Raw genomic sequence first — 20850 nt, 5'->3', positions numbered from 1 at the left:
GAGGCAGTGTACGTGAAAAACCGCTATTCCATGGGGGTATAACGCCATGTTGCTTGACCGGGCGCGGAACTATTTCTAGTTTTCATCCAATCATGTCCGACAGCATTCAAAACAACGCCTCCCTCCCTCCCGACGCTCCTGCGCTGCCAAAAGCCTGGCCGTTCGAGGAGGCGCGAAAAATCGCGGCCCATGTCGAGGCGCGCGGCGGCGATGCCCCAGCTCTGCTGGAGACCGGCTATGGCCCATCGGGCCTGCCTCATATCGGCACCTTCGGCGAAGTCGCCCGGACCACCTGGGTGCGTCAGGCCTATGAGCAGCTCACGGGGCGCAAGACCCGTCTCCTGGCATTTTCCGACGATATGGATGCCCTGCGCAAGGTGCCCGGTAATGTGCCGAATCAGGAGATGCTGGCGCAGCATCTCGGCTTGCCTCTGAGCCGCATTCCCGATCCTTTCGGCAAGTTCCAGAGTTTTTCGGCGCATAACAATGCCATGCTGTGCGAATTCCTCGATCGCTTCGGCTTCGATTACGAATTTGCTTCGGCCACCGATTACTACACTTCCGGTATCTTCGATGCCGCGCTGCGTCGCATGCTCGAAGTGCATGACGAGGTGGTGGCGACCATCGCGCCGACGCTCGGCGCCGAGCGTCGAGCCACCTATTCGCCGGTGCTGCCTATTCATCCCCGCACCGGTCAGGTCATGCAGGTGCCTGTCATCAAGGTCGATCCCGATGCCGCTACGGTGGTGTGGAAAGACCCGGAGACGGGCGAAACCTTCGAGACCTCCGTTCTGGGCGGTCACGCCAAGATGCAGTGGAAGGCCGATTGGGCCATGCGCTGGTTTGCGCTGGGTGTCGATTACGAAATGTCGGGCAAGGATCTGATCGACAGTGTGAAGCTGTCGAGCAAGATCTGCCGCATTCTTGGCAAGGCGCCGCCTGCCGGACTGACCTATGAACTGTTTCTGGATCAGAACGCGCAGAAGATCAGCAAGTCAAAGGGCAATGGGCTCTCGATCGACGAATGGTTGCATTACGCGCCGCCCGAAAGCCTTGCCCAGTATATGTTCAACCAGCCCACACGGGCCAAGCGTCTGTTTTTCGACGTCATTCCTCGCGCGATGGACGAGTACCTTGCCAATCTCGACAAGGCGGTCGAGACGCAGGACCAGAGCGTGCTTCAGGCCAATCCCGCCTGGCTCATTCATGGCGGTACGATCGATACCGGTCTGTCGAGCCCGGTATCTTTCACGGCGTTGCTGAATCTGGCCTCCGTAGCCAACGCAGAGACGAGCGACACGCTGTGGAAGTTTCTGCGCCGCTACGACCCGTCCCTTTCGCCCGAGACGCATCCTTATGTCGATCGTCTGATCGGCCACGCGCTGGTCTACTTCAAGGAATTCGTGCGCCCGGCCAAAACCTTCCGTGCGCCGACCGATCTGGAACGTGTGGCGCTACAGGATCTGGCCGACGCCTTGAAACAGGCCGACGCAAGCCTATCTCCGGTTGAAGTTCAGGATATCGTCTTCGAAATCGGTAAAAGGCATCAGATCCAGCCGCTGCGCGCGTGGTTCGGCTGCCTTTACGAAGTGCTTCTGGGCCAGACCGAAGGGCCGCGTTTCGGTATTTTCGCTTCGCTTTTCGGCCTGCCCGAAACCGTGGCGCTAATAGAGGGCGCGCTTGCAAGGGAAGTTCCTGTCGAGGAAGCGGCTCAGTGAGCAAAAGAGACGATCGTCAGCCTTGATCGAGGGTTCATGACCGTTAAGGAACAGACCACACCCTGCTGCGAAGAAGGCGAGGCCAGCCAGCCCAGCCCATGGCGCCGTCTGGCCTGCCGTCTTCCGGCGCTTATCGGGCTCGTCCTGCTGGTGGCGGCGATCTATGTCATTCAGAAAGAGCTTAAATCGCTCTCTCTGTCAGAGATCCGTTCCGCCTTTCAGGCCATTCCAGCCGAGGCGCTTGCAGCGGGGATCGGCTGCACGGTGCTTTCCTATTTCATTTTGTCGTTCTACGACCGGCTCGCCTGCTATCATATCGGGGCGAAACAATCTTTCCTCAGAACGGCTTTCGCCGCGTTCTGCTCTTATGTGCTCTCGCATAATCTCGGATGCTCGGCGATCTCGGGCGCGGCAGTCCGCTTCAGGCTCTATCGCAACTGGGGTGTTTCTCCGGGCGGGATCGCCCAGATCATTGCGTTCTGCTCGACCACCTATCTGCTCGGGGCGATGGCGCTGATCGGCGGGGTGCTGCTTTTCGAACCGTCCCATATCCCGCTGATTGGCCATCTGCCGCATATGCTGCTCCAGCTTGGCGGCGCCGCCGCATGGCTGGCCGTGCTGGCCTATCTCGTTATCTCCGTGCGCTATCGACAGATGCGGATCTGGCGATACACGCTTGACGTGCCGGGGTTTAGGGTTGCGCTGGCTCAGGTCGTGGTCAGCGCCGCCGATATGGCGGCTACGGCCCTGATCGCCTATGTGCTGCTTCCGCCTCAGGCAGCGATCGGCTTTCCGGCCTTTCTGGCGATCTATATCGCTTCCTACACGGCGGGACTGGTTGCCAGCGTGCCGGGGGGACTAGGTGTTTTCGATGGGGCGATGCTGCTGGCTCTTGGCCCCTACATGTCTACGCCTCAGATTCTGGGCGTTATCCTGACGTTTCGTCTGTTCTATTACATCATCCCTCTGGTTCTGGCCGGGATCATGTTTGCCGTGCACGAGCTCTTCCTGCGCGGAGACGCCGCCTGGGCGCAGCGTCGGGGAGCGGTTCCGGATGTGGCTCTCATGCGGCGGCCCAGCCAGGTCGTGCGTGAGTCGGAGGCGGACTTCTCCGTGACAGTCGCGACGGGTGTTGTCGCGGGGACGGGTATTCTGCTCGTCTTCTACGCCGTGGCCGTACCTGCGCCGCTGCTCGGCACGCCATTTGCGCATCTGCTGTTACAGGCGGCAGAGTTTATGCTCTGCCTCACCGGCGTCATGCTCGTAGGCGTTGCCGCAGGCCTGGCCCAGCGCGTGACGGCAGCATGGCGCGCAGCCCTTACCCTGCTCGGAGTGGCGATACCGCTGGTTATTCTGCGTCAGGGGCCGCTCGGCATTGCGCTAAGCCTTGCGCTCGTCATGTTCCTGATCGCCCCTTTCCGCGCCTGCTATTATCGCAAGGCGCGGCTGTTTTCCGAGCCGCTCAGCCCGACCCTTATGGCACCTGTCACGCTATGGGTCGTCAGCCTGGCCAGTGTCGGCCTCTTCGCGCTGCGTCAGCATCTTGGCCATGCGTGGTGGCGTTCTCTGATTTATGACGCACATACCTCCGTTGTTCGTTGGGCACTCGGCATTTCGGCTATTCTGGGCATTATTGCCGTCATCCAGATGCTGCGCCGCAGCCATGTTCTGGTGCGGCCTTGGGACAGGGAGAGCGAAACGCTCTATAGAAGCCTGGCCCATGCGCTTGAAGAACTTGGGCCGCGCCGTCCCAGCGGCCTCATTCTCAACGATAATGGGCGGGCCGGTATTCCGTTTCTGAGAACAGGGCAGTTCATTATCGGGGTCGGCGATCCCGCCGGTGCCGAAAATGACTGTATCGCAGCGATCTGGCGGCTGCGCGATCTCGCCTTGGAGGAGGGGCGTCACCCGGTGTTTATCAAGGTGGGACAGGCGCTGATCGGTGTGTACCACGATATCGGGATGACCGTCTGCCCGAACGGCCCCGGTGAGTCTGGCGCGTTGTGCTGCCTTGCCCAGGATTTGCAGGCTGTTAAGGCCGTTCTGGGCAGCGAGCACAGGCGACTGAGGCGGCTGCTCAACGCCAAGGGGTTTCTGTCGGTCAAGGCCCGTATCGACAGGGCCGGGTGATGCATCTGCCCCATGTGCTGACGCAGCCGGTCAATTTTAGTGATGTGACCGCCATCTGGCTCATGGCTTATTCTGCCCTGTTCTCGATTGTTAACCCGCTCGGGGCGTCGCTGATTTTTGCGCAGATGACGCTCGGGCGGCCCAAGCGTGAGGTCGTCACGCTGGCGCGGCTGGTCGGTTTTTACTCATTCATCATCCTCATGGTTTCTGTCTGGCTGGGTGGCTGGATTCTGAGCTTCTTTCGCATCAGCATCGACGCGCTGCGCGTCGCCGGTGGGCTCGTGGTGGCATCCCGCGCCTGGACCCTGTTGCTTGCTCCCGAAGAGAATGAGGCCCGCAAGGAACGTCAGGTTTTCGATCATGACAATGCCGGTCAGGAAAGCGATCTGGGCGATCGCGCCTTTTTTCCGCTCGCCATGCCCTTCACGGTGGGGCCGGGCAGTATCGCGGTGGCGATTGCGCTAAGCTCCGGGCGTACGCTCGGGGCGTCGCCCGCAAGCTATATAGTGGGTCTCTCCCTCGCCGTGTGCGCCGTCTCTCTTACCGTCGTCCTGCTTTACACCTATGCCGAGCGTATCGTGAGTTCTCTGGGGCGAACGGGAGCGCGCATCGTCAGTCGACTGGCCGCGCTCATCCTGCTTTGCATCGGTATACAGATCCTCTTCGCGGGGCTCGAAGGCTTCGTGATTGCGACGTTGAAACATGTGCGTCAGCTGGGTTGACCTTTGAAACATCTGGCGCAGATCCGGTGCATCTCACGCCAGCGCCTTGCAGATTTCTTCTCTGAGGGCCGGAATCACCTCGCCCTGAAACCAAGGTGCGCGCTTCTCCCAAACCCCCGTTCGCCAGGACGGGTGGGGAAGGGGAAAATAACGCGGCAGGTACCGCCGAAACTCCCGGACGCGTTCGCCTACCGAGCCTCGCCCCAATGTGTAATTCTGGCTATAGCTTCCGACGAGCAGGATCAGCCTCAGCGAGGTGAGGTGCGACAATACCTCATCGCGCCAGGCCGGTGCGCATTCGGGTCGCGGGGGGTTGTCGCCCCCATTGGGCAGGCGCCCGGGATAGCACAGACCCATTGGCAGGATCGCCACTTTGCTGGTGTTGTAAAAATCGTCTTCCGAAAGGTTCATCCAGCCTCGCAGGCGCTTGCCCGAGGGATCATAGAACGATTTGCCGCTCTCATGAGCGATCGTGCCGGGGGCCTGACTGGCGATCAGAATCCGGGCCTTCTGCGAGACGTGGATGAGCGGCTTTGGCCCTAAAGGCAGTTCAGGCGCGCATATCCTACACTCACGCACGCGCGCGACGAGAGCGTCGAGCGCCTCCCGGCTGGTACTCGAGGACGCTTGCGGGTCTGCTGTTTTCATTCTGCCCGTACTCGCGTGTAAGCATGCAGGGTCAGAGGATAATCGGCGCAGACTTCGTAATGGGGCTCGTCATTAGTCTTGTGCGAATGAAACAGCGTTATGTGTTCGATCTCGGCGCTCGCGCTGCGAAGAAGATTATGGTTCTGGATCCAGCGGACGATATCGGGACCGGGTTCACCCTGAAACACACCGAGCGAGACATGGGGCTGAAATCGCCGTTTTTCGGCGGATAATCCGGCGCGTCTCAGTGCTGCCTCGACCCTCGACTGGAGGGTCGACAATGAATCCGATGGTGCCAAGCCTGCCCAGAGGCGAGAGCGCCCGGCCTGGGTGATTGTGCCCACGCCGCTCAGTTCCACCGTCACGGGTGCGGCATTGATGCCAGCCAGGGCGTGATCGATTTCTTCAAGAAGTGGTCGGGCCCTCACTTCACCAATGAAGCGAAGGGTCAGATGATAGCTCTCGGGGGGATACCAGATGACGCCGGCGATGGTGCGGCGCAGGGCGGAGAGGAGCCGCTTTTGCTCGTTGGGGAGGTCGAGGGCTGCGAAGAGGCGCATGAAGCGATCCTGAGTGCGGTGGGAAGAGGGCCGGGTATTACGGGCGAACTGGATGGTCCTTGCGGTGATTATCTCGCCCGCTGGACTGAGAAGCGGGGCTTTCCAAAACTGTGGCGTAATCGAGTAAATCCGTTATATAACCAAGCAGATTAACGCGTTGAAACGTGTCGGTTTCAGTCCGGCGCCCTATGTATCTTAAAATGTCCGGGGCCCTGTCCGACTTGACCGTTGTATCTGAAGCGCCACATTTAGAGACGAAAAAGGCCATTCCGGCCAGATTTCAGGAAAGGGTGTCATGGCTTTCGTTCCCAATTCTCGTTCTAGCGGTCCTTCTCGCCAAGCGGGTGCCGCCAGCTTCGATACGGTCGATGCCGGTCTGCGCGCCTACATGCTCAGCGTGTACAACTGGATGACGGCCGGTCTGGTCCTCACCGGCGTGGTTGCCTATGCCGTGGCCGAGACGTCGCTCAGCAGTCTGTTCTACCATCAGGTTATCACACCTGGAGGTATCCTCACGAGGCCGACCGGGCTCGGGATGCTGACCATATTTGCCCCGCTGGTTTTCGTTCTGGTGATGTCGTTTGGTGTCAATCGACTGTCCCGTCAGGCGGCGCAGGGCCTGTTCTGGGGATTTTGCGCAGTCATGGGCGCGAGCCTGTCGAATATCCTGCTCGTCTATACCCATACCTCGGTGGCGAGCACGTTCTTCATCACCTCAGCGACTTTTGCTGCCATGTCGCTCTGGGGCTACACTACCAAGCGTGATCTTAGCTCGCTCGGTTCGTTCTGCTTCATGGGCCTGATCGGTCTAATCATCGCCATGACGGTGAACATGTTCCTCCATAGCGCTGCCATGTCGTTTTTGGTGAGCATTGTTGGTGTGGGTCTTTTCACGGTGCTGACGGCTTTCGATACCCAGCGTATCCGCTCGACCTATCAATACTATCTCAGCTATGTCGGGCCCGAGGAAATGGGCAAGCGCAGTGTTTATGATGCCCTTGGGCTTTATCTCAACTTTATCAACCTGTTCACCTTTTTGCTCCAGTTCATGGGTGTCCGTAGTAATAATAACGGATAAATATCTCTATAGAGTATAGCTTTACTTTGCGGGATGCATCTCAGATGCATCCCGTTTTTGTTTATCTAGACTATTTCAGTCTAATTAACTTGACATTTCTATCTGAACCGAATCTAAAAAATCCGCAATAAATTGCGGCAGAAAAGCGACTGCGGTCGCTAACGTACTGAAATTGCGCATATTTGCTTGTGTTCAAATTGTGAACACGTCAGTGAAAACTCGTGATGAGTGCTTGCTTTGCGCGCCAATCAGGCGGAAACAACACAACATAGCTGGGCAGTCGCGCCCAGTGTGCAGGCAGGTAGGTCTTTTTCGAAAAAGTCCTGTCTGTTTTGGTAAGGCGAGGCAACGATGGTGCGGGTTGCAGTCGGTGGTCCACCGGGCATCGGCAAACGTAATGTTACATCTTCGGGCGGCAGGGGTCGCACGTTGGTGTCACGTTGTGGAGCGACACGCGCCGTCAACTGGAATAGGAGAGATGGATGACATCCCCTGAAGGTGTTGTCGCCATGTTCGACCAATCCGAGGTCGGGTTGAGCGGCAGCGTAGCGCAGCCACAGAGCTTGACGGTCGGTTCAACGAGCGGGGCAGACAATGAAAAATAGACTTTTGCCGAAATTGCGGCGGCTTCTGCCGCTGGCGCCGGCGCTTTTCCTCTCAGGCTGTACGCTCGATCTTCTCGATCCGCGTGGCCCGGTAGGACTCCAGAACCGTAACGTCATCCTGATCGAACTGGCTGTGATGCTGTGCATCGTTGTGCCCGTGATCATGATGACGCTCTTCTTTGCCTGGAAATATCGTGAGTCCAACACGTCGGCAGAATATCTGCCGAACTGGGATCACTCCACGAAGATCGAGTTCTTCGTCTGGGGTATTCCTGCCGTTGTGATCGTTATTCTGGGCGCCATGGCGATCTGGACGAGCTACACGCTCGATCCGTACCGTCCGCTTCACTCGGCTGAAGCTGCGGGTCGCAAGCCGTTGAATGTCGAAGTGGTCGCTCTCGACTGGAAGTGGCTGTTCATTTACCCCGACCAGGGTATCGCTACGGTCAACCAGCTTGCCGTGCCGGTGAACACACCGATCAATTTCCGTATCACGTCTGACGCTGTCATGACCTCATTCTTCATCCCGCGCCTGGGTTCCCAGGTTTACGCGATGGCAGGTATGCAGACGCAGCTTCATCTTCTGGCCAGTGCGCCGGGTGACTATCTGGGTGAGGCAGCGCATTACACGGGCCGTGGTTTCTCGGATATGAAGTTCCGTACGCTGGCGATGTCGGATGACGACTTCAACCAGTGGGTGGACAAGGTGAAGGGGGCGTCTGAGTCGCTCGACTCAACCGACTATCCGCAGGTTGCCGCTCCGCAGGAAGCGGCGCCGGTCAAGTATTTCGCGCATGTTCAGCCAAATCTCTTCGACACCATCGTGGCCAAGTACAATAACGGTATGGTCATCGACAAGTCGACGGGTCAGGTCATGCACATGCAGTCCGCCATGTCCGACATGCAGATGAAGGAATAGGGACACATGTTAGGTAAGTTAACACTTTCGGCGATACCGCTGGATGTGCCTATTCTTGTTGGCACGTTCACAGGCGTTGTAATCGCCGCACTCGCCGTTCTCGGTGCGATCACCTATTTCGGCAAATGGGGCTATCTGTGGCGCGAGTGGCTGACCTCGGTCGACCACAAGCGTCTGGGCCTCATGTATATCGTGCTCGCCCTCGTCATGCTGTTCCGCGGCTTTGCCGACGCCATCATGATGCGCAGTCAGCTCGCATTGGCGTATAACGGCAATCCGGGTTACCTGCCGCCACACCATTACGACCAGATCTTCTCCGCACATGGCACGATCATGATCTTCTTCATGGCCATGGCATTCATGACGGGTCTCCTCAACGTTATCGTGCCGCTGCAGATCGGTGCGCGCGACGTTGCTTTCCCGTTCCTGAACTCGCTGAGCTTCTGGATGACCACGATCAGCGCCGTTCTCATCAACGTATCGCTGTTCATCGGTGAATTCGCGCAGTGCGGCTGGCTGGTTTATCCGCCTTTGTCCGAGCAGCAGTTCAGCCCTGGTGTCGGTGTCGATTATTACATCTGGGCGGTCCAGCTTGCCGGTGTCGGTACGCTGCTCACAGGTGTGAACTTCTTCGTCACCATCGTGAAGATGCGTGCGCCCGGCATGGGCTGGATGCAGCTCCCGGTTTTCACCTGGACGGCTCTCGTCACGGTCGTTCTGATCATGGCAGTCTTCCCGGTTCTGACGGTGACGCTGGCCGAGCTCGCTCTCGACCGTTACCTCGGGATGCATTTCTTCACCAATGATGGCGGCGGCAGCGTTCAGCTGTATCTCTCGCTCATCTGGACGTGGGGTCACCCGGAAGTTTACATTCTGGTTCTCCCGGCTTTCGGTGTGTTTTCTGAAATCACCCAGACATTCTCGCGCAAGCCGCTCTTCGGCTACCGCGTGATGGTCTACGCCACGCTTGCGATCGGCGTTCTGTCCTTCATCGTCTGGGCTCATCACTTCTTCACCATGGGCGCAGGCCCGAACGTCAACGCCTTCTTCGGTGTTGCCACGATGATTATCGCCGTGCCTACGGGCGTGAAGATCTTCAACTGGCTCTTCACCATGTATAAGGGCCGCATCCAGTTCAACGGCATGATGTACTGGGTCATGGGCTTCATGATCACCTTCTCGATCGGTGGCATGACCGGCGTCATGATGGCGATGCCTGCAGCCGACTTCGTGCTGCATAACTCGCTGTTCCTCATCGCCCATTTCCATAACGTCATCATCGGCGGTGTGTATTTCGGCTATGTTGCCGGTCTGAATTTCTGGTGGCCGAAGGTTCTCGGCTTCAAGATGAACGAAGCCTGGGGCAAGCGCGCCTTCTGGTGCTGGTTTGTCGGCTTCTATCTTGCTTTCGTGCCGCTCTACATTGCGGGCTTCGAGGGCATGACCCGCCGTATGAACCACTACGACAATGCTGACTGGCATGTTCAGATGCAGATTGCTGCAGTCGGTGCTGCCGTTATCGCTGTCGGTGTCGCCTGCCAGCTGATGCAGATCTATGTGTCGATCCGTGATCGCAACCTGCCGGAGAGCCGTGACTTCACGGGCGATCCATGGAATGCGCGCACGCTCGAATGGTCGATGTCCTCGCCCCCGCCTGCTTATAACTTCGCCGTCCTTCCTGACATTCATGGTATCGACACGTTCCATACCGAGAAGCAGCTTGGCCGTCGCAGCTATGAAGGCAAGATGCTGACGCCGATCCATATGCCGAAGAACACGGCTGCTGGCTTCTTTGTTGGTGCTTTCAGCTTCGTGCTCGGTTTCGCAGCGATCTGGTGGATCTGGTGGCTTGCAGCGCTCGCCCTCGTCGGCGTGTTCGCAACGGTCATCCTGCGCAGCTTCAATACTGACGTGGATTATTATGTCCCGGTTAGCGAAATCGAACGCGACCAGGCCAATTATGTCCGCTCACTGACAGCACAGGCGGCAGAATAACATGGCAAATATCTCAGCAACGCCGCACGGCACCGCACACGGCGCAGACGATCACGAGCATCACGGCACGAATAACGTGTTCGGGTTCTGGATCTATCTGATGACGGACTGCCTCCTTTTCGGGACGCTGTTCGCCACCTTCGCCGTCATGCGTACCCAGTTTGCCGGTGGCCCAACGGGCAAGGAGTTGTTTGATCTGAACGGGGTAGGGCTGGAAACGGCCCTCCTTCTGCTCAGCTCGATCACCTTCGGGTTCGGTATGCTTTCGGCTTTTGCCCGCAAGCAGGGCGCCATGCTTCTCTGGCTGGCCGTTACCTTCGTGCTCGGCCTCGGGTTCCTTGTCCTCGAAGTCAGGGAATTCGCCCATCTGATTCATGAAGGCGCTGGTCCGGATCGCTCCGCGTTCCTGTCTGCGTTCTTCACGCTGGTGGCAACGCACGGTCTTCACGTGACCTGTGGTCTGGTCTGGATTGCTGTTATCATGCTCCAGAGCTTCACGCCGCAAGTCTTCACAACACGCTACATGGACAAGCTCCAGTGCCTGAGCCTCTTCTGGCACTTCCTGGATATCGTCTGGATCTGCGTGTTCACCTTCGTTTATCTGTTGAGTGTGATCTGATGAGCCAAGCATCGACCCATCAACACGAAGGCGAGTCTCACGGCAGCTTCGCCTCGTACATCATCGGCTTCGTAATTGCGGCCATCCTGACGATCGCGGCTTTCGCGATTGTCGAGATGCACCTCATGACGCCTGGCATGACCTTCGGTGTTATTGCCGGTCTGGCGGTAGTTCAGATCTTCGTTCATCTGATCTACTTCCTGCACATGAATGGCAGCTCGAGCCAGTCCTGGAACAACACGGCATTTGCCTTCGCGGCCATTTGCGTTCTGATTATCGTCGGTGGAACGATCTTCATTATCCACGACGTCAGCATGAACATGATGTCGCGCTGATATGCCCGCTTTTCCGGCCTCTCCCTAAATTGGGGGCGCTCGGGATCACGGTCAGTGCCGGTAACAAAAAAGCCCGGAGGGATTTCCCTCCGGGCTTTTTTTACGGCGCGCAGCACAAATGAATTTGATCCTTGTGGCGCCGCCCCCTCAGGGATCGGGACCGGTCTCAGTCCTTATGCGGTTCCGGCGACAGCATGGCATCTTTGCCCGGCTTGTCTTTCCACTCATCCGCATCGGGCATTGAGTCGATCTTGCGTGTAATGTTTGGCCAGACCGCAGCGTATTTGCTGTTGACCTCAAGCCACGGCGTGGCGCGGTCGTCGCTATCGGGAAAAATCGCTTCTGCCGGGCATTCCGGTTCACAGACGCCGCAATCGATGCACTCGTCCGGGTTGATCACGAGAAAATTTTCGCCAGCATAGAAGCAATCGACCGGACAGACCTCGACGCAATCCGTGTATTTGCAGCGTATGCAGTTTTCGGTGACCACATAGGCCATTGGTGTCTCCGATCGTAAAGCTGGGGCCAGACGGCCCAAGAGTATCCCAAGAGGCGCAAGTGACCCCGTAAGGGAATTTCCAAAAAGGGATGCCGCAGATAGGCGGAAGTTTCCCGTTCTGGCAAGCATATGTTTGCCAGAACGCCCGTAAAGTTCAGCTCTCGCCCTGATTTTCGGTAATGACCTCATAGAGCAGCGCGGCTTCCGAGGCTGAGCCGCGACGTGAGGCCAGCGCCACGACGCGCCAGATACGCACTTCGGGTCGCGGATGGCCGGGGAGACCCAGCACATCGCCTACGCGTATCTTGCTGTGCGGCTTTCTGGTAACCTGTCGGTTGATACGGACTGCGCCCTTTTCGATAAGCGCTGCGCAATCCTGCCTGTGGCGGCATACGCGCGCGTGCCAGAGCCAGAGATCGAGACGTTCGTAGTCCTGCGCTGTCATCAGGGTTGCCTCGGCCGGAGCGACAGCCCAGCCAAAGCGGCGAAGGGGCTGTCTTTCACGATGCCCGAGGTCTTTATGCGGTCTCGGTCCTTGCGCTTTCCACGGTCAGATCGCCTTACGGCGGCTAGCAGCATGAGCGGGGCGGGCGGCCCAAACTGATCGGCGGGAAGTGGGGCAGGCAACCGAAGCCGTATGCCGAGGGCAACCAGCATGTCGCCGATCTGGTTCTTACCTAGTCCATGGCGGGACGCGAAGTCGTCGGGTAGCGGGCGGGGGGCAGAGCGCGCCAGGCGGTGAAGATCTGCTAGAAGTTTTTCCACGCGGTCTAGGCGAAGCCACAAAGCCCCGACATCGACCCAGCCTAAAGGTGCGAGCACGACATTGCGCGGCGCCTCCAGCGTAATCTGACTGGCGTTGAACTCAGGACGCGCCGTCCCATGCCACAAGCTCAGCAGCAGAGCCCGTAAGGCCATCGGCCCCGGCTTGAGTAGCAAGGGCATGAACACGCCGAACGGGCAGAAAAAAATACCCAGACGGCGAAAATGGCTGAGCGCCTGCTGGCCGTGACTGCTGGGCTCCGCGGGCAGCAGGGGGGCCACCCCGCCATATTCCATCAGACGATGGGTGAGGCCGCGTAGCCCGGAGGACGGGTGAGGCGTTGCGGCAAGAGCGTAAAGCGGTGCCAGAGCCTTCCTCAGCGTTGCTCGAACGAACGCCTGAAGGCGCTCCTGAACCAGATCGCGCTGTTTCGTGTCGGAAAATTCCCCGCCGAGTATCTGAGTGCCCGGGCTCAGCAATGCTGTCCCTCTTGCAAGGCGCGCGATGACGACGCCCTGCCATGAAAGAGTGCCAGTATGGCTATCGAGCGCGAAATCGCTGTCGTCAGAGACAGTCAGGGCCTGAACGCGTCGTGGAATTTCGTGCAGCAGCGCCCGGCGCCCCGCACGGAGCATGAGTTTTTTCTCGGGGAGGGCGTCCTCCCGATCTGGCTTGAGCGTGAAGCCTTCTATCGTTCCGACTGCATGGCCCTCGACGATAACCTGTCCGTCCGTGGTGACGGCTGACAGCAACTCTCTGGAGCCATCATTGTCGAGGCGGCGGAGGAGGGACGTGGCCCTTCGGTCCACGAAGCGGGCGGTTAGGCGCTCATGCAGGGCATCGGAGAGCAGGTCTTCGACCTCTCTTGTGCGCTCCTGCCAGTGCAGGGCGCGATCACTCCACTCGCTACGGGCAGCGACATAGGCACAGACGCGAATACCGGTCAGTCGATGCATCAACGTGTCGATATCGCCCTCGAGCCTGGAGAAGCCGGCGATATGCGTCTCGAACCACTGGGCAGGAATGCCCCCGTCATTCAGAAGATGCATGAACAGGCGGTGGCAGAGCCGCACATGGGAGTCATCGCCCAGTTTGCGGAAATCGGGGATCTGGCAGACCTCCCACAGAAGGGCGGTCGCCTTTCTGCCGCGTGCAGCATCGCGTATGTCGCGTTCTCCCGACAGGGTTTCAAGTGTAAGCACGTCGGAAGCCGGGCGGCCGGCAACCAGACCGCGTCGGGGTGGGGCGGCATTCAGGCTCGCCAGCAGGGCATCAGGCGACGTAAGATCGAGTGCTGCGTTGCGCCAGCTTATCCGCTCGATCGGGTCGAAGCGATGCGCCTCTATGGCGTCACCCAGTGCCTCCGACATGGGGCGTGCCTCTGCGGTCGTGCCAAACGTCCCATCTTTCATGCCGCGCCCGGCGCGTCCCGCGATCTGGGCGCATTCCTGCGCTGTCAGCGGGCGCAGCGAGGCACCGTCGAACTTGGTCAGAGAGGCGAGGGCAACATGGTTGACGTCCATATTGAGACCCATGCCAATGGCGTCTGTCGCCACCAGATAATCGACATCCTTGTTCTGGTAGAGCTCGACCTGTGCATTGCGTGTGCGCGGGGAGAGCTGGCCCATGATGAGCGCACAGCCGCCGCGTCGTCGGCGAATGATCTCGGCAATGGCATAGACCTCCGCCGCCGAGAAGGCGACGATGGCGGAGCGCGCAGGCAGGCGGGAGAGCTTGGTATGTCCGGTATGAACGAGGCTCGACAGACGTGGCCGCGTATCGATCTCGATGCCGGGTACGAGACGTTGCAACAAGGGGCGTATCGTCTCGGCGCCGAGAAACAACGTCTCGACATTGCCGCGCGCGTTGAGAAGCCTGTCGGTAAAGACGTGCCCCCGATCCGGGTCGCTGCTGAGCTGGATCTCATCGACCGCTAAGAACTCGACCTTGCGCGTGAGCGGCATGGCCTCAGTCGTGCAGGAGAACCATCTGGCATCCGGCGGGACGATTTTTTCCTCGCCGGTAATCAGGGCAACGAAGCGCGCGCCCTTCAGCCGCACCATGCGTTCGTAGTTCTCGCGGGCGAGCAGGCGAAGCGGAAAGCCGATAATTCCCGATTCATGGGCCAGAAGCCGTTCCAGCGCGTAATGGGTCTTGCCGGTATTGGTGGGTCCGAGCACGGCGCGAACCCTGCGAGGCATGACATGGTGCTGGGTCTTCATGCTCTGATGCTTGTGCATGAGCGCCGGAATTGCAAGACGCCCCTGTGGCTGGCACAGCTCGAATACCCCCGCTCGGGGAATATGAATGACGGCGAAAGGGCGATGTGAATGCGCAATCCTGAACAATTCTGTCTGGTGCAGAAAGCCGATAAGGCGAGAACCGTCCATATCGTCCTGCCGGATCAGGATCTGACCGGTCTGCTCGGGCCTCAGGCCGCTGCCCTGCTCGAAATGGCAGGACAGCCGCAATGCGGCAGGCTTTATCTCGTGCCGGGCGGCGAAGGCGTCGCGAAGGCTGTTTTTGTCATAGATGCCACCAGGCGTGACGCTGCACGATTCGGGGCGCTTGCGACGGGGCTCCCCGCAGGGGAATGGCAGATTGCCTCTTCTGAGCCAGTGCGCATGCTCTGCCCCGATATCGAGCAGGATGCGACACTCGGCTTTTGTATGGGGGCTTATCGGTTCGCCGTAGGGCACGACGTGGCTTTTCCGACACGCCTCGTCCTGACCGACGATGCGCGCGCCGTGCTGCCGCTGGCTCAGGCTACCTGGCTCGGGCGCGATCTGATCAACCAGCCTGCCAATCTGCTCGGCCCGGAAGAACTCGCCGAGGAAGCGGCGGCGGTGGTTTCGGCTCAGGGCGCAGTGTGCGAGATCATTACGGGTGAGGCGTTGACAATGGCCTATCCCTGCCTCTCGGCTGTGGGGGCGGGGTCCGACCGGCCTGCCCAGGTGGTAAAGGCTCAGTGGCGCGGCAGCAAGGCGCCGCTCGATGCGCCGTTGCTCTCGCTCGTGGGCAAGGGGGTCTGCTTCGATACGGGCGGCTATGACATCAAACCCGCGAGCGGCATGCTGCGGATGAAGAAGGACATGGGCGGCGCGGCGCTGATGCTGGCTCTGGCGCATGTGATCATGGCGCAGGATCTTCCGATCCGCCTCGAACTTCGCCTCGGCTGCGTCGAAAACAGCATTTCGGGCCATGCGATGCGCCCCGGCGATATACTCACGACCCGCGCCGGACTGACGGTCGAAGTCGGCAATACCGATGCCGAGGGGCGTCTGGTTTTGAGCGACCTGCTTACAGAGGCCTGTGAACAGCAGCCCGAATGGGTGCTCGATGCCGCGACTCTGACAGGCGCGGCCCGTGTGGCGCTGGGCCCGGATCTACCCGCCCTTTTCTGTAACAACCCTGAATGGGCTCAAATATTCTTGAGTGCGGGGGCGGAGCTGGGCGATGCCATGTGGCAATTGCCACTCTGGCATGGCTACGACGCATGGCTCTGCCGCAAAAATGCCCATCTTGGCAATGTCACCGACAAGCCGATGGCGGGCGCCATAACCGCCGCTCTGTTTTTACAGCACTTCGTAGAACCCACTGTAAAATGGGCACATATCGACACTTATGCGTGGAATGACAGCTCAATTCCCGGTCGCCCGGAGGGTGGAGAAACACTTGCACTTCGCGCCTTGGTGGAGGCGACATTACGAATGATTAATGAAAAGGCAGGGTTGTCGTGAGCTTAGTCCCTGAGTTTCAACAAAAAGATACTAAACCGATTACCAAAACGAACCTATATGACTGCGTATCGTTTGGCGCATGTTGTAGGAATGCAACGCTGATCGGGACGTAACCCGCCCCATTCCTAGAGCAAGCGCCGATAGGACACGCACCCAAGGCGTGGCGTCCCGGAAATGTCTGCTGGCAAATCCGGGGTGGCTTACTTGGGCGACGGGTAAGACCATTTCAGCCGCGCCCACTGCGCGACGCATTCAGGAGTTTTTTCGATGGCCCAGGCACAGAATGACCAGATGCTGAACCTTCTTCGCGACACGATCGTTTCGCTCGTGCGCAAGGATGGCCCTGATCTCTCGGCGCGTCAGCTTGGTGTGTTTCTGACCTGCTATCTGCAGGACGGGGCGCACACAGTTCGCGGCCTTGCTCAGGAACTCAATGTTTCCAAACCCGCCATCACGCGTGCCCTCGACCGCCTCGGTGAACTGGACCTCGCCCGTCGCAAGGTCGATCCGCTGGATCGCCGCTCGGTTCTGGTGCAGCGCACGCTCAAGGGCTCGGCTTTCCTGCGCGAAATGCGCTCGCTGATGAGCGAAGCCTCGGGCACGACGAAGCCTGCTGCCAAGACTGCGCGCAGCTCGGTCGAACGCATGAATGTGCGCCGTATCGCTGGCTGATTGCGAAGCCATGGCTTCCGCCAGAGCCCTTCTTGTTGAAGGACTCTGGCGGGGCTGAAGACCGAAAGGCCGCTTCCCGAGAGGGGGCGGCTTTTTTTGTCTCGAGAGGGCTTGTCGCTTTCTGACCCACCGGCAGGCGGGAAGACCCCGAGGCCGTAACAGGTGAAGTATCATGAGCGATGCGCGAGAGATCGAAACAGAGCGTCTGACTCTGGCGCTTCCGGCGTTGGGAGATTTCGACGATTTCGCGACCATGCGCGCTGATCCTGTTGTAACGCGGTATACGACGCGTTTGCCCGCGACCCGCTCCGATAGCTGGGAGCGGTTGATACGCTATCGCGGCTTTTGGGATATTCTCGGTTTCGGCTTCTGGATCGTGCGCGAGCGGCAATCGGGTCGCTTCGTCGGAACGGTCGGTTTTGGTGAAAATATCCGCGGCATCGAGCCAACACTCGATGGCTTTCCCGAAGCCGGGTGGGTTCTTGCGTCATGGTGCCACGGCCAAGGATATGGGCAGGAGGCTGTGGCCGCAGCCTGTTCGTGGCTCGATCGTGAGAAGGGACACAAGCGGTCTGTCTGTATCATCGACCCGCAAAACAGGGCCTCTCTCGGCGTGGCAGCACGTCACGGCTTCAGCCTCTTTGCACGATCAACCTATTTAGGTGAACCGATTCTGATATTCGAACGTCTCAAGCCCGGCTGAGATGGCCCTTACCACTTGCCCAGCGCAGCATTGCGCGCGCGGGAGGTGACCAGCGCCATCCAGAGAATCTGTGGCGTGAGAAGCAGAGCCAGTCTTGCCCCAAGTGGCAGGGGCTGCACACAGACGAAACCGCCCCATATCACGAACAGCCAATAGATCAGCGTCACCAGAACCGGGGACATACCGGCGCGTGTCGCCAGTTGGTAAAGATGGCTGCGATGAGCCTGCGCCAGAGCGTCGCCAGCGATCGCGCGTCGCATCAGCGTGAAAGCAACGTCGAACAGAATGCCGCAGAGCAGAAAGGGCATGATGAGAGGATGGGATGTTGCGAGTGCGGCCTCAAGCCCGAACCAAGACAGTGCCAGCCCCGCGCCCTGACTGCCTACATCCCCCATGAAGATGCGCGCTTTCGGGAAGTTGAATGGCAGAAAGGCAATGAGGCAGGCGGTCAATATCAGCGCAGCATGCGTCAGCCCGGCCTGCCCCGCTTGTTCGAAGAGCCACGCCATGATCAAGGCGCTGAGCGCCATGCTGCCCGATGCCAGACCGTTGATGCCATCGATGAAATTGAGCGCGTTGGTGACATAGACGAGCCAGCAGAAGTCGATTCCGAGCAGGCAGGCGAGGAGCGGCAGCGAGACGTCCGGCAAGGCTTGGCCGCCGAAAGCCATGCCAGTCAGCACCATGAGCGCGGCGATACCCTGAACACCCAGTTTCAAAGACGCCCGATAGGAGTGGATGTCGTCGAGCCAGGAGAAAAGCGCCAGCAGCGCAATGGCGAGGAGGGGCAGGAGCAGGGAAATCCCTGGCAGATCTCCCTGCGTCCAGAGCTGGCTGATCGGAAAGACGAGAAGAAAGCCGACGACGATGCCAATACCGCCGCCTTTCGGGGTGGGACGGGTGTGTGAACTGCGGTGGCCCGGCACGTCCATCACCCCGACGCGGATCATGTGAAAGATGAGGGCGACGCTGATGCCAGCAGCGCTGAGACAACAAATGATCAGGGGTATCATCTTCAGATCCGCATTTTTTTCACGAGCAGTATAAAAGCGTGGTGAGAGCCCATCGCCGGGGAAACGATTTTGGGGCTATAAGTGTCGCGTGAACGCGAAGCAACATCCTCATAGTCCAGCTCCCGTGCCTCAATCCGTGGCGAGACGCCACCGACCGACCGGGCGTATCGCTGTCAATGTCCTCGCCGATGGCCTGATTTCAGGGCTGGCGGCGCCGGTGGCGCGCTTTCTGGCGGCCCCTCATGACGGGCTGTTGCATCCGCTCTGGTTCATCATGGGCGGGGCCATCACCCTGATTGTGAGCGGGCTCCCCTTTCGTATCCCGCAGCAATACTGGCGCTTTTCGGGAGTTGCCGATCTGAGGGGCATTGCCGCTGCGTCGGTCGCGGGTGCAGCACTCTTCTCGCTCATGATTTTTCTGACGGGGTTTCCGCTTCCGTCTCCGACTTTTCCCCTCATCTACGCCCTCGTTCTGCTCGTAGGGCTTGGAGGGGGACGTCTCCTGACCCGAGTCTATGGCACAGTGCGGCAGCAGGCGCAGGGGCAAAAAATACGGGTGCTCCTGGCCGGGTCGGATCTGAGCGCCGATCTGTTCCTGCGTGCGCTCGAACGCGCTTCGGACAGGCATTACGATGTGCTCGGTCTGGTCACGAGATCACCCGGGCAACAGGGTCGTCGTCTGCATGGCGTGCCGATACTGGGTGTTGCCAACGATCTGTCGGCCGTACTCGCACGCATGAGCCAGGGCGACTCCCTGCCGGATAGCGTGATCGTCACCGATCCCGAGTGGCGCGGTTCGCAGCTCTCCGTCGTCCTTGATGCGGGTCAGGCCCATGGCATTGCCGTCCAGCGCGCGCCGTCGCTCACCAGCCTGACACCTGCCGAGGAAATCCAGATGCGGCCTATCGCTCTGGAAGACCTTCTGAACCGCCCCGAAGTGCCGCTCGACCGGGAGGGCATGGCGCGTCTTATTCAGGGGCAGGTGGTACTGGTTACCGGAGCAGGCGGCACGATAGGGTCAGAGCTGGTTCGTCAGGTCGCCCAATTCGGCCCCAGTCAGTTGCTCTTGCTCGACCATGGCGAATTTGCGCTCTGGCAGATCGATCTCGAATTATCCGAGCGTTACCCCTTGGTGCCGCGTCAGGTGATCGTGGCCAATATACGTGATGCGCAGCGTGTCGATGAGATTTTTGCGACACATAAACCCGCTTTGGTCTTTCATGCAGCCGCGCTGAAACATGTGCCTATCGTCGAGGCCAATCCCTGCGAGGGCGTGCTGACCAACGTGATCGGCACGCGCATCGTGGCCGATGCGGCCATACGCCATGCCGCCTCGGCCATGGTGCTCATCTCGAGCGACAAGGCGGTCAATCCGTCGAGCATCATGGGCGCCTCCAAGCGCTGCGCGGAAATCTATTGTCAGGCGCTTGCCGTGGCCGCCGAGGCGAGAGGATCGAGCTTCCGCTGCGTCACTGTGCGCTTCGGTAACGTCCTGGGGTCGACCGGCTCTGTGGTTCCCTTGTTCCGGCGTCAACTCGAGCAGGGCGGCCCGTTGACGGTGACGCATCCCGGCATGACGCGGTATTTCATGACGGTGCCTGAAGCCGTTGGGCTTGTGTTGCAGGCCAGCGTACGTGGCACGGCCTTGCGTAACCAGACCGACGAGACGGATATGCGCTTGCAGCAGGGCGGCATTTTCGTCCTCGACATGGGCGAGCCCGTGCGCATTCTGGATTTGGCGCGACAGATGATCCGTCTCGCGGGCCTCAAGCCCGATGAGGACGTGGCGATCCGTTTCACCGGACTGCGCCCTGGCGAAAAACTGTACGAAGAGCTGTTTCACGGGCGTGAGGCGCCTGTGCCGACCGATGCGCCCGGGCTCAAGATGGCCACGCCTCGGATTGTCGATCTTAACGCAGCCGCCGCCCTGCTTCAGGAACTGGAGCGGGTCAGTCATCGCGATGAGGTCGAACAGGCGCTGGGCGTCATGCAAGAGCTGGTGCCCGAATTCGCGCATAATCCTCTGGGTGAAGTACGTCGCCTGCAGGCAGGTACGACTGAAAACAGCGGCGATGCGTCGCCTTCGAAAAATGACGGGTCTGTGGCATAGTCCAGCGCCATATGAGGGTCG

19 protein-coding genes are annotated in these 20850 nt (G+C 59.6%); 13 read left to right on the top strand and 6 right to left on the bottom strand.

Going from position 1 to position 20850, the window contains the following annotated elements; translation table 11 throughout:
- Nucleotides 1–92 precede the first annotated feature (92 nt).
- From ABHV46_RS03100 to ABHV46_RS03090, 3 genes are read left to right on the top strand one after another with little or no spacing between them, the layout of a single operon-like run.
- Nucleotides 93–1718, top strand: a complete 1626-nt coding sequence (locus ABHV46_RS03100) for a lysine--tRNA ligase (RefSeq protein ID WP_438382660.1) — start codon at nucleotides 93–95, stop codon at nucleotides 1716–1718.
- A gap of 36 nt (nucleotides 1719–1754) precedes the next feature.
- On the top strand, nucleotides 1755–3848 hold the full coding sequence (locus ABHV46_RS03095; RefSeq protein WP_438382659.1) for a lysylphosphatidylglycerol synthase domain-containing protein: 2094 nt from the start codon (nucleotides 1755–1757) through the stop codon (nucleotides 3846–3848).
- Nucleotides 3848–4570 carry a MarC family protein gene (locus ABHV46_RS03090; RefSeq protein ID WP_336945109.1) on the top strand — a complete coding sequence of 241 codons (723 nt, stop codon included), beginning with the start codon at nucleotides 3848–3850 and terminating at the stop codon, nucleotides 4568–4570. The genes ABHV46_RS03095 and ABHV46_RS03090 overlap by 1 nt, the downstream gene beginning before the upstream one ends.
- A 33-nt stretch (nucleotides 4571–4603) precedes the next feature.
- On the opposite strand, the gene ABHV46_RS03085 is transcribed toward ABHV46_RS03090, so the two are convergent.
- Nucleotides 4604–5218: a uracil-DNA glycosylase family protein gene (locus ABHV46_RS03085; protein ID WP_438382658.1), complete on the bottom strand. Its 615-nt coding sequence runs from the start codon at nucleotides 5216–5218 to the stop codon at nucleotides 4604–4606.
- On the bottom strand, nucleotides 5215–5778 hold the full coding sequence (gene thpR / locus ABHV46_RS03080) for an RNA 2',3'-cyclic phosphodiesterase (protein WP_438382657.1): 564 nt from the start codon (nucleotides 5776–5778) through the stop codon (nucleotides 5215–5217). The genes ABHV46_RS03085 and thpR overlap by 4 nt, the downstream gene beginning before the upstream one ends.
- A 295-nt stretch (nucleotides 5779–6073) precedes the next feature.
- Here thpR and ABHV46_RS03075 point away from each other — a divergent pair, with 295 nt between their 5' ends.
- From ABHV46_RS03075 to cyoD, 6 genes are all read left to right on the top strand, one after another.
- Nucleotides 6074–6856 carry a Bax inhibitor-1/YccA family protein gene (locus ABHV46_RS03075; RefSeq protein WP_438382656.1) on the top strand — a complete coding sequence of 261 codons (783 nt, stop codon included), beginning with the start codon at nucleotides 6074–6076 and terminating at the stop codon, nucleotides 6854–6856.
- Nucleotides 6857–7338: 482 nt separating this feature from the next.
- Entirely contained in the window at nucleotides 7339–7461 is a 123-nt protein-coding gene (locus ABHV46_RS03070; protein WP_438382655.1) for a hypothetical protein, read from the top strand.
- Nucleotides 7451–8380, top strand: coding sequence for a ubiquinol oxidase subunit II (gene cyoA, locus ABHV46_RS03065; protein ID WP_336945114.1), 930 nt, complete (start codon nucleotides 7451–7453; stop codon nucleotides 8378–8380). Before ABHV46_RS03070 ends, cyoA begins: the two co-directional genes overlap by 11 nt.
- A 6-nt stretch (nucleotides 8381–8386) precedes the next feature.
- Nucleotides 8387–10375 carry a cytochrome o ubiquinol oxidase subunit I gene (cyoB, locus tag ABHV46_RS03060; protein WP_438382654.1) on the top strand — a complete coding sequence of 663 codons (1989 nt, stop codon included), beginning with the start codon at nucleotides 8387–8389 and terminating at the stop codon, nucleotides 10373–10375.
- A gap of 1 nt (nucleotide 10376) precedes the next feature.
- Nucleotides 10377–10994, top strand: a complete 618-nt coding sequence (cyoC, locus tag ABHV46_RS03055) for a cytochrome o ubiquinol oxidase subunit III (RefSeq protein ID WP_336945116.1) — start codon at nucleotides 10377–10379, stop codon at nucleotides 10992–10994.
- A complete protein-coding gene (gene cyoD / locus ABHV46_RS03050) occupies nucleotides 10994–11329 on the top strand; it encodes a cytochrome o ubiquinol oxidase subunit IV (protein WP_336945117.1) in 336 nt (111 codons plus the stop codon). The genes cyoC and cyoD overlap by 1 nt, the downstream gene beginning before the upstream one ends.
- Before the next feature lie 166 nt (nucleotides 11330–11495).
- On the opposite strand, the gene fdxA is transcribed toward cyoD, so the two are convergent.
- The 3 genes from fdxA to ABHV46_RS03035 all read right to left on the bottom strand — a co-directional run bounded on the left by fdxA (nucleotide 11496) and on the right by ABHV46_RS03035 (nucleotide 14831).
- Nucleotides 11496–11828, bottom strand: coding sequence for a ferredoxin FdxA (gene fdxA / locus ABHV46_RS03045; RefSeq protein WP_025841814.1), 333 nt, complete (start codon nucleotides 11826–11828; stop codon nucleotides 11496–11498).
- 154 nt (nucleotides 11829–11982) lie between these two features.
- The gene (locus tag ABHV46_RS03040) at nucleotides 11983–12273 is read right to left on the bottom strand and encodes an RNA-binding S4 domain-containing protein (protein WP_438382653.1); all 291 of its coding nucleotides are present in this window, start codon (nucleotides 12271–12273) and stop codon (nucleotides 11983–11985) included.
- Nucleotides 12273–14831, bottom strand: coding sequence for a helicase-related protein (locus ABHV46_RS03035; RefSeq protein WP_438384202.1), 2559 nt, complete (start codon nucleotides 14829–14831; stop codon nucleotides 12273–12275). The genes ABHV46_RS03040 and ABHV46_RS03035 overlap by 1 nt, the downstream gene beginning before the upstream one ends.
- Nucleotides 14832–14921: 90 nt before the next feature.
- On the opposite strand from ABHV46_RS03035, the gene ABHV46_RS03030 reads away from it, so the two are divergent.
- The 3 genes from ABHV46_RS03030 (at nucleotide 14922) to ABHV46_RS03020 (ending at nucleotide 17706) form a co-directional block, all read left to right on the top strand.
- Nucleotides 14922–16331 (top strand): leucyl aminopeptidase family protein, encoded by a 1410-nt coding sequence (locus tag ABHV46_RS03030; protein WP_438382652.1) that lies wholly within the window; start codon nucleotides 14922–14924, stop codon nucleotides 16329–16331.
- Nucleotides 16332–16598: 267 nt separating this feature from the next.
- Nucleotides 16599–17003: a MarR family transcriptional regulator gene (locus tag ABHV46_RS03025; protein ID WP_336945121.1), complete on the top strand. Its 405-nt coding sequence runs from the start codon at nucleotides 16599–16601 to the stop codon at nucleotides 17001–17003.
- Nucleotides 17004–17175: 172 nt separating this feature from the next.
- Nucleotides 17176–17706 carry a GNAT family N-acetyltransferase gene (locus ABHV46_RS03020; RefSeq protein WP_438382651.1) on the top strand — a complete coding sequence of 177 codons (531 nt, stop codon included), beginning with the start codon at nucleotides 17176–17178 and terminating at the stop codon, nucleotides 17704–17706.
- Between the two features lie 8 nt (nucleotides 17707–17714).
- On the opposite strand, the gene ABHV46_RS03015 is transcribed toward ABHV46_RS03020, so the two are convergent.
- Nucleotides 17715–18719 (bottom strand): glycosyltransferase family 4 protein, encoded by a 1005-nt coding sequence (locus tag ABHV46_RS03015; protein ID WP_438382650.1) that lies wholly within the window; start codon nucleotides 18717–18719, stop codon nucleotides 17715–17717.
- 136 nt (nucleotides 18720–18855) lie between these two features.
- Here ABHV46_RS03015 and ABHV46_RS03010 point away from each other — a divergent pair, with 136 nt between their 5' ends.
- Entirely contained in the window at nucleotides 18856–20829 is a 1974-nt protein-coding gene (locus ABHV46_RS03010) for a polysaccharide biosynthesis protein (protein WP_438382649.1), read from the top strand.
- The last annotated feature ends 21 nt before the right edge of the window (nucleotides 20830–20850 follow it).

The organism is Asaia sp. BMEF1, from assembly GCF_051628905.1.
Lineage (GTDB): Bacteria > Pseudomonadota > Alphaproteobacteria > Acetobacterales > Acetobacteraceae > Asaia.
This window is presented reverse-complemented; position numbering and strand designations above follow the sequence as displayed.

What these genes read in the sequence shown, in the direction of transcription:
- ABHV46_RS03100 (WP_438382660.1), top strand. Translation starts at nt 93, where the DNA reads ATGTCCGACAGCATTCAAAACAACGCCTCCCTCCCTCCCGACGCTCCT.
- ABHV46_RS03095 (WP_438382659.1), top strand. Translation starts at nt 1,755, where the DNA reads ATGACCGTTAAGGAACAGACCACACCCTGCTGCGAAGAAGGCGAGGCC.
- ABHV46_RS03090 (WP_336945109.1), top strand. Translation starts at nt 3,848, where the DNA reads ATGCATCTGCCCCATGTGCTGACGCAGCCGGTCAATTTTAGTGATGTG.
- ABHV46_RS03085 (WP_438382658.1), bottom strand. Translation starts at nt 5,218, where the DNA reads ATGAAAACAGCAGACCCGCAAGCGTCCTCGAGTACCAGCCGGGAGGCG.
- thpR (WP_438382657.1), bottom strand. Translation starts at nt 5,778, where the DNA reads ATGCGCCTCTTCGCAGCCCTCGACCTCCCCAACGAGCAAAAGCGGCTC.
- ABHV46_RS03075 (WP_438382656.1), top strand. Translation starts at nt 6,074, where the DNA reads ATGGCTTTCGTTCCCAATTCTCGTTCTAGCGGTCCTTCTCGCCAAGCG.
- ABHV46_RS03070 (WP_438382655.1), top strand. Translation starts at nt 7,339, where the DNA reads ATGACATCCCCTGAAGGTGTTGTCGCCATGTTCGACCAATCCGAGGTC.
- cyoA (WP_336945114.1), top strand. Translation starts at nt 7,451, where the DNA reads ATGAAAAATAGACTTTTGCCGAAATTGCGGCGGCTTCTGCCGCTGGCG.
- cyoB (WP_438382654.1), top strand. Translation starts at nt 8,387, where the DNA reads ATGTTAGGTAAGTTAACACTTTCGGCGATACCGCTGGATGTGCCTATT.
- cyoC (WP_336945116.1), top strand. Translation starts at nt 10,377, where the DNA reads ATGGCAAATATCTCAGCAACGCCGCACGGCACCGCACACGGCGCAGAC.
- cyoD (WP_336945117.1), top strand. Translation starts at nt 10,994, where the DNA reads ATGAGCCAAGCATCGACCCATCAACACGAAGGCGAGTCTCACGGCAGC.
- fdxA (WP_025841814.1), bottom strand. Translation starts at nt 11,828, where the DNA reads ATGGCCTATGTGGTCACCGAAAACTGCATACGCTGCAAATACACGGAT.
- ABHV46_RS03040 (WP_438382653.1), bottom strand. Translation starts at nt 12,273, where the DNA reads ATGACAGCGCAGGACTACGAACGTCTCGATCTCTGGCTCTGGCACGCG.
- ABHV46_RS03035 (WP_438384202.1), bottom strand. Translation starts at nt 14,831, where the DNA reads ATGCACAAGCATCAGAGCATGAAGACCCAGCACCATGTCATGCCTCGC.
- ABHV46_RS03030 (WP_438382652.1), top strand. Translation starts at nt 14,922, where the DNA reads ATGCGCAATCCTGAACAATTCTGTCTGGTGCAGAAAGCCGATAAGGCG.
- ABHV46_RS03025 (WP_336945121.1), top strand. Translation starts at nt 16,599, where the DNA reads ATGGCCCAGGCACAGAATGACCAGATGCTGAACCTTCTTCGCGACACG.
- ABHV46_RS03020 (WP_438382651.1), top strand. Translation starts at nt 17,176, where the DNA reads ATGAGCGATGCGCGAGAGATCGAAACAGAGCGTCTGACTCTGGCGCTT.
- ABHV46_RS03015 (WP_438382650.1), bottom strand. Translation starts at nt 18,719, where the DNA reads ATGATACCCCTGATCATTTGTTGTCTCAGCGCTGCTGGCATCAGCGTC.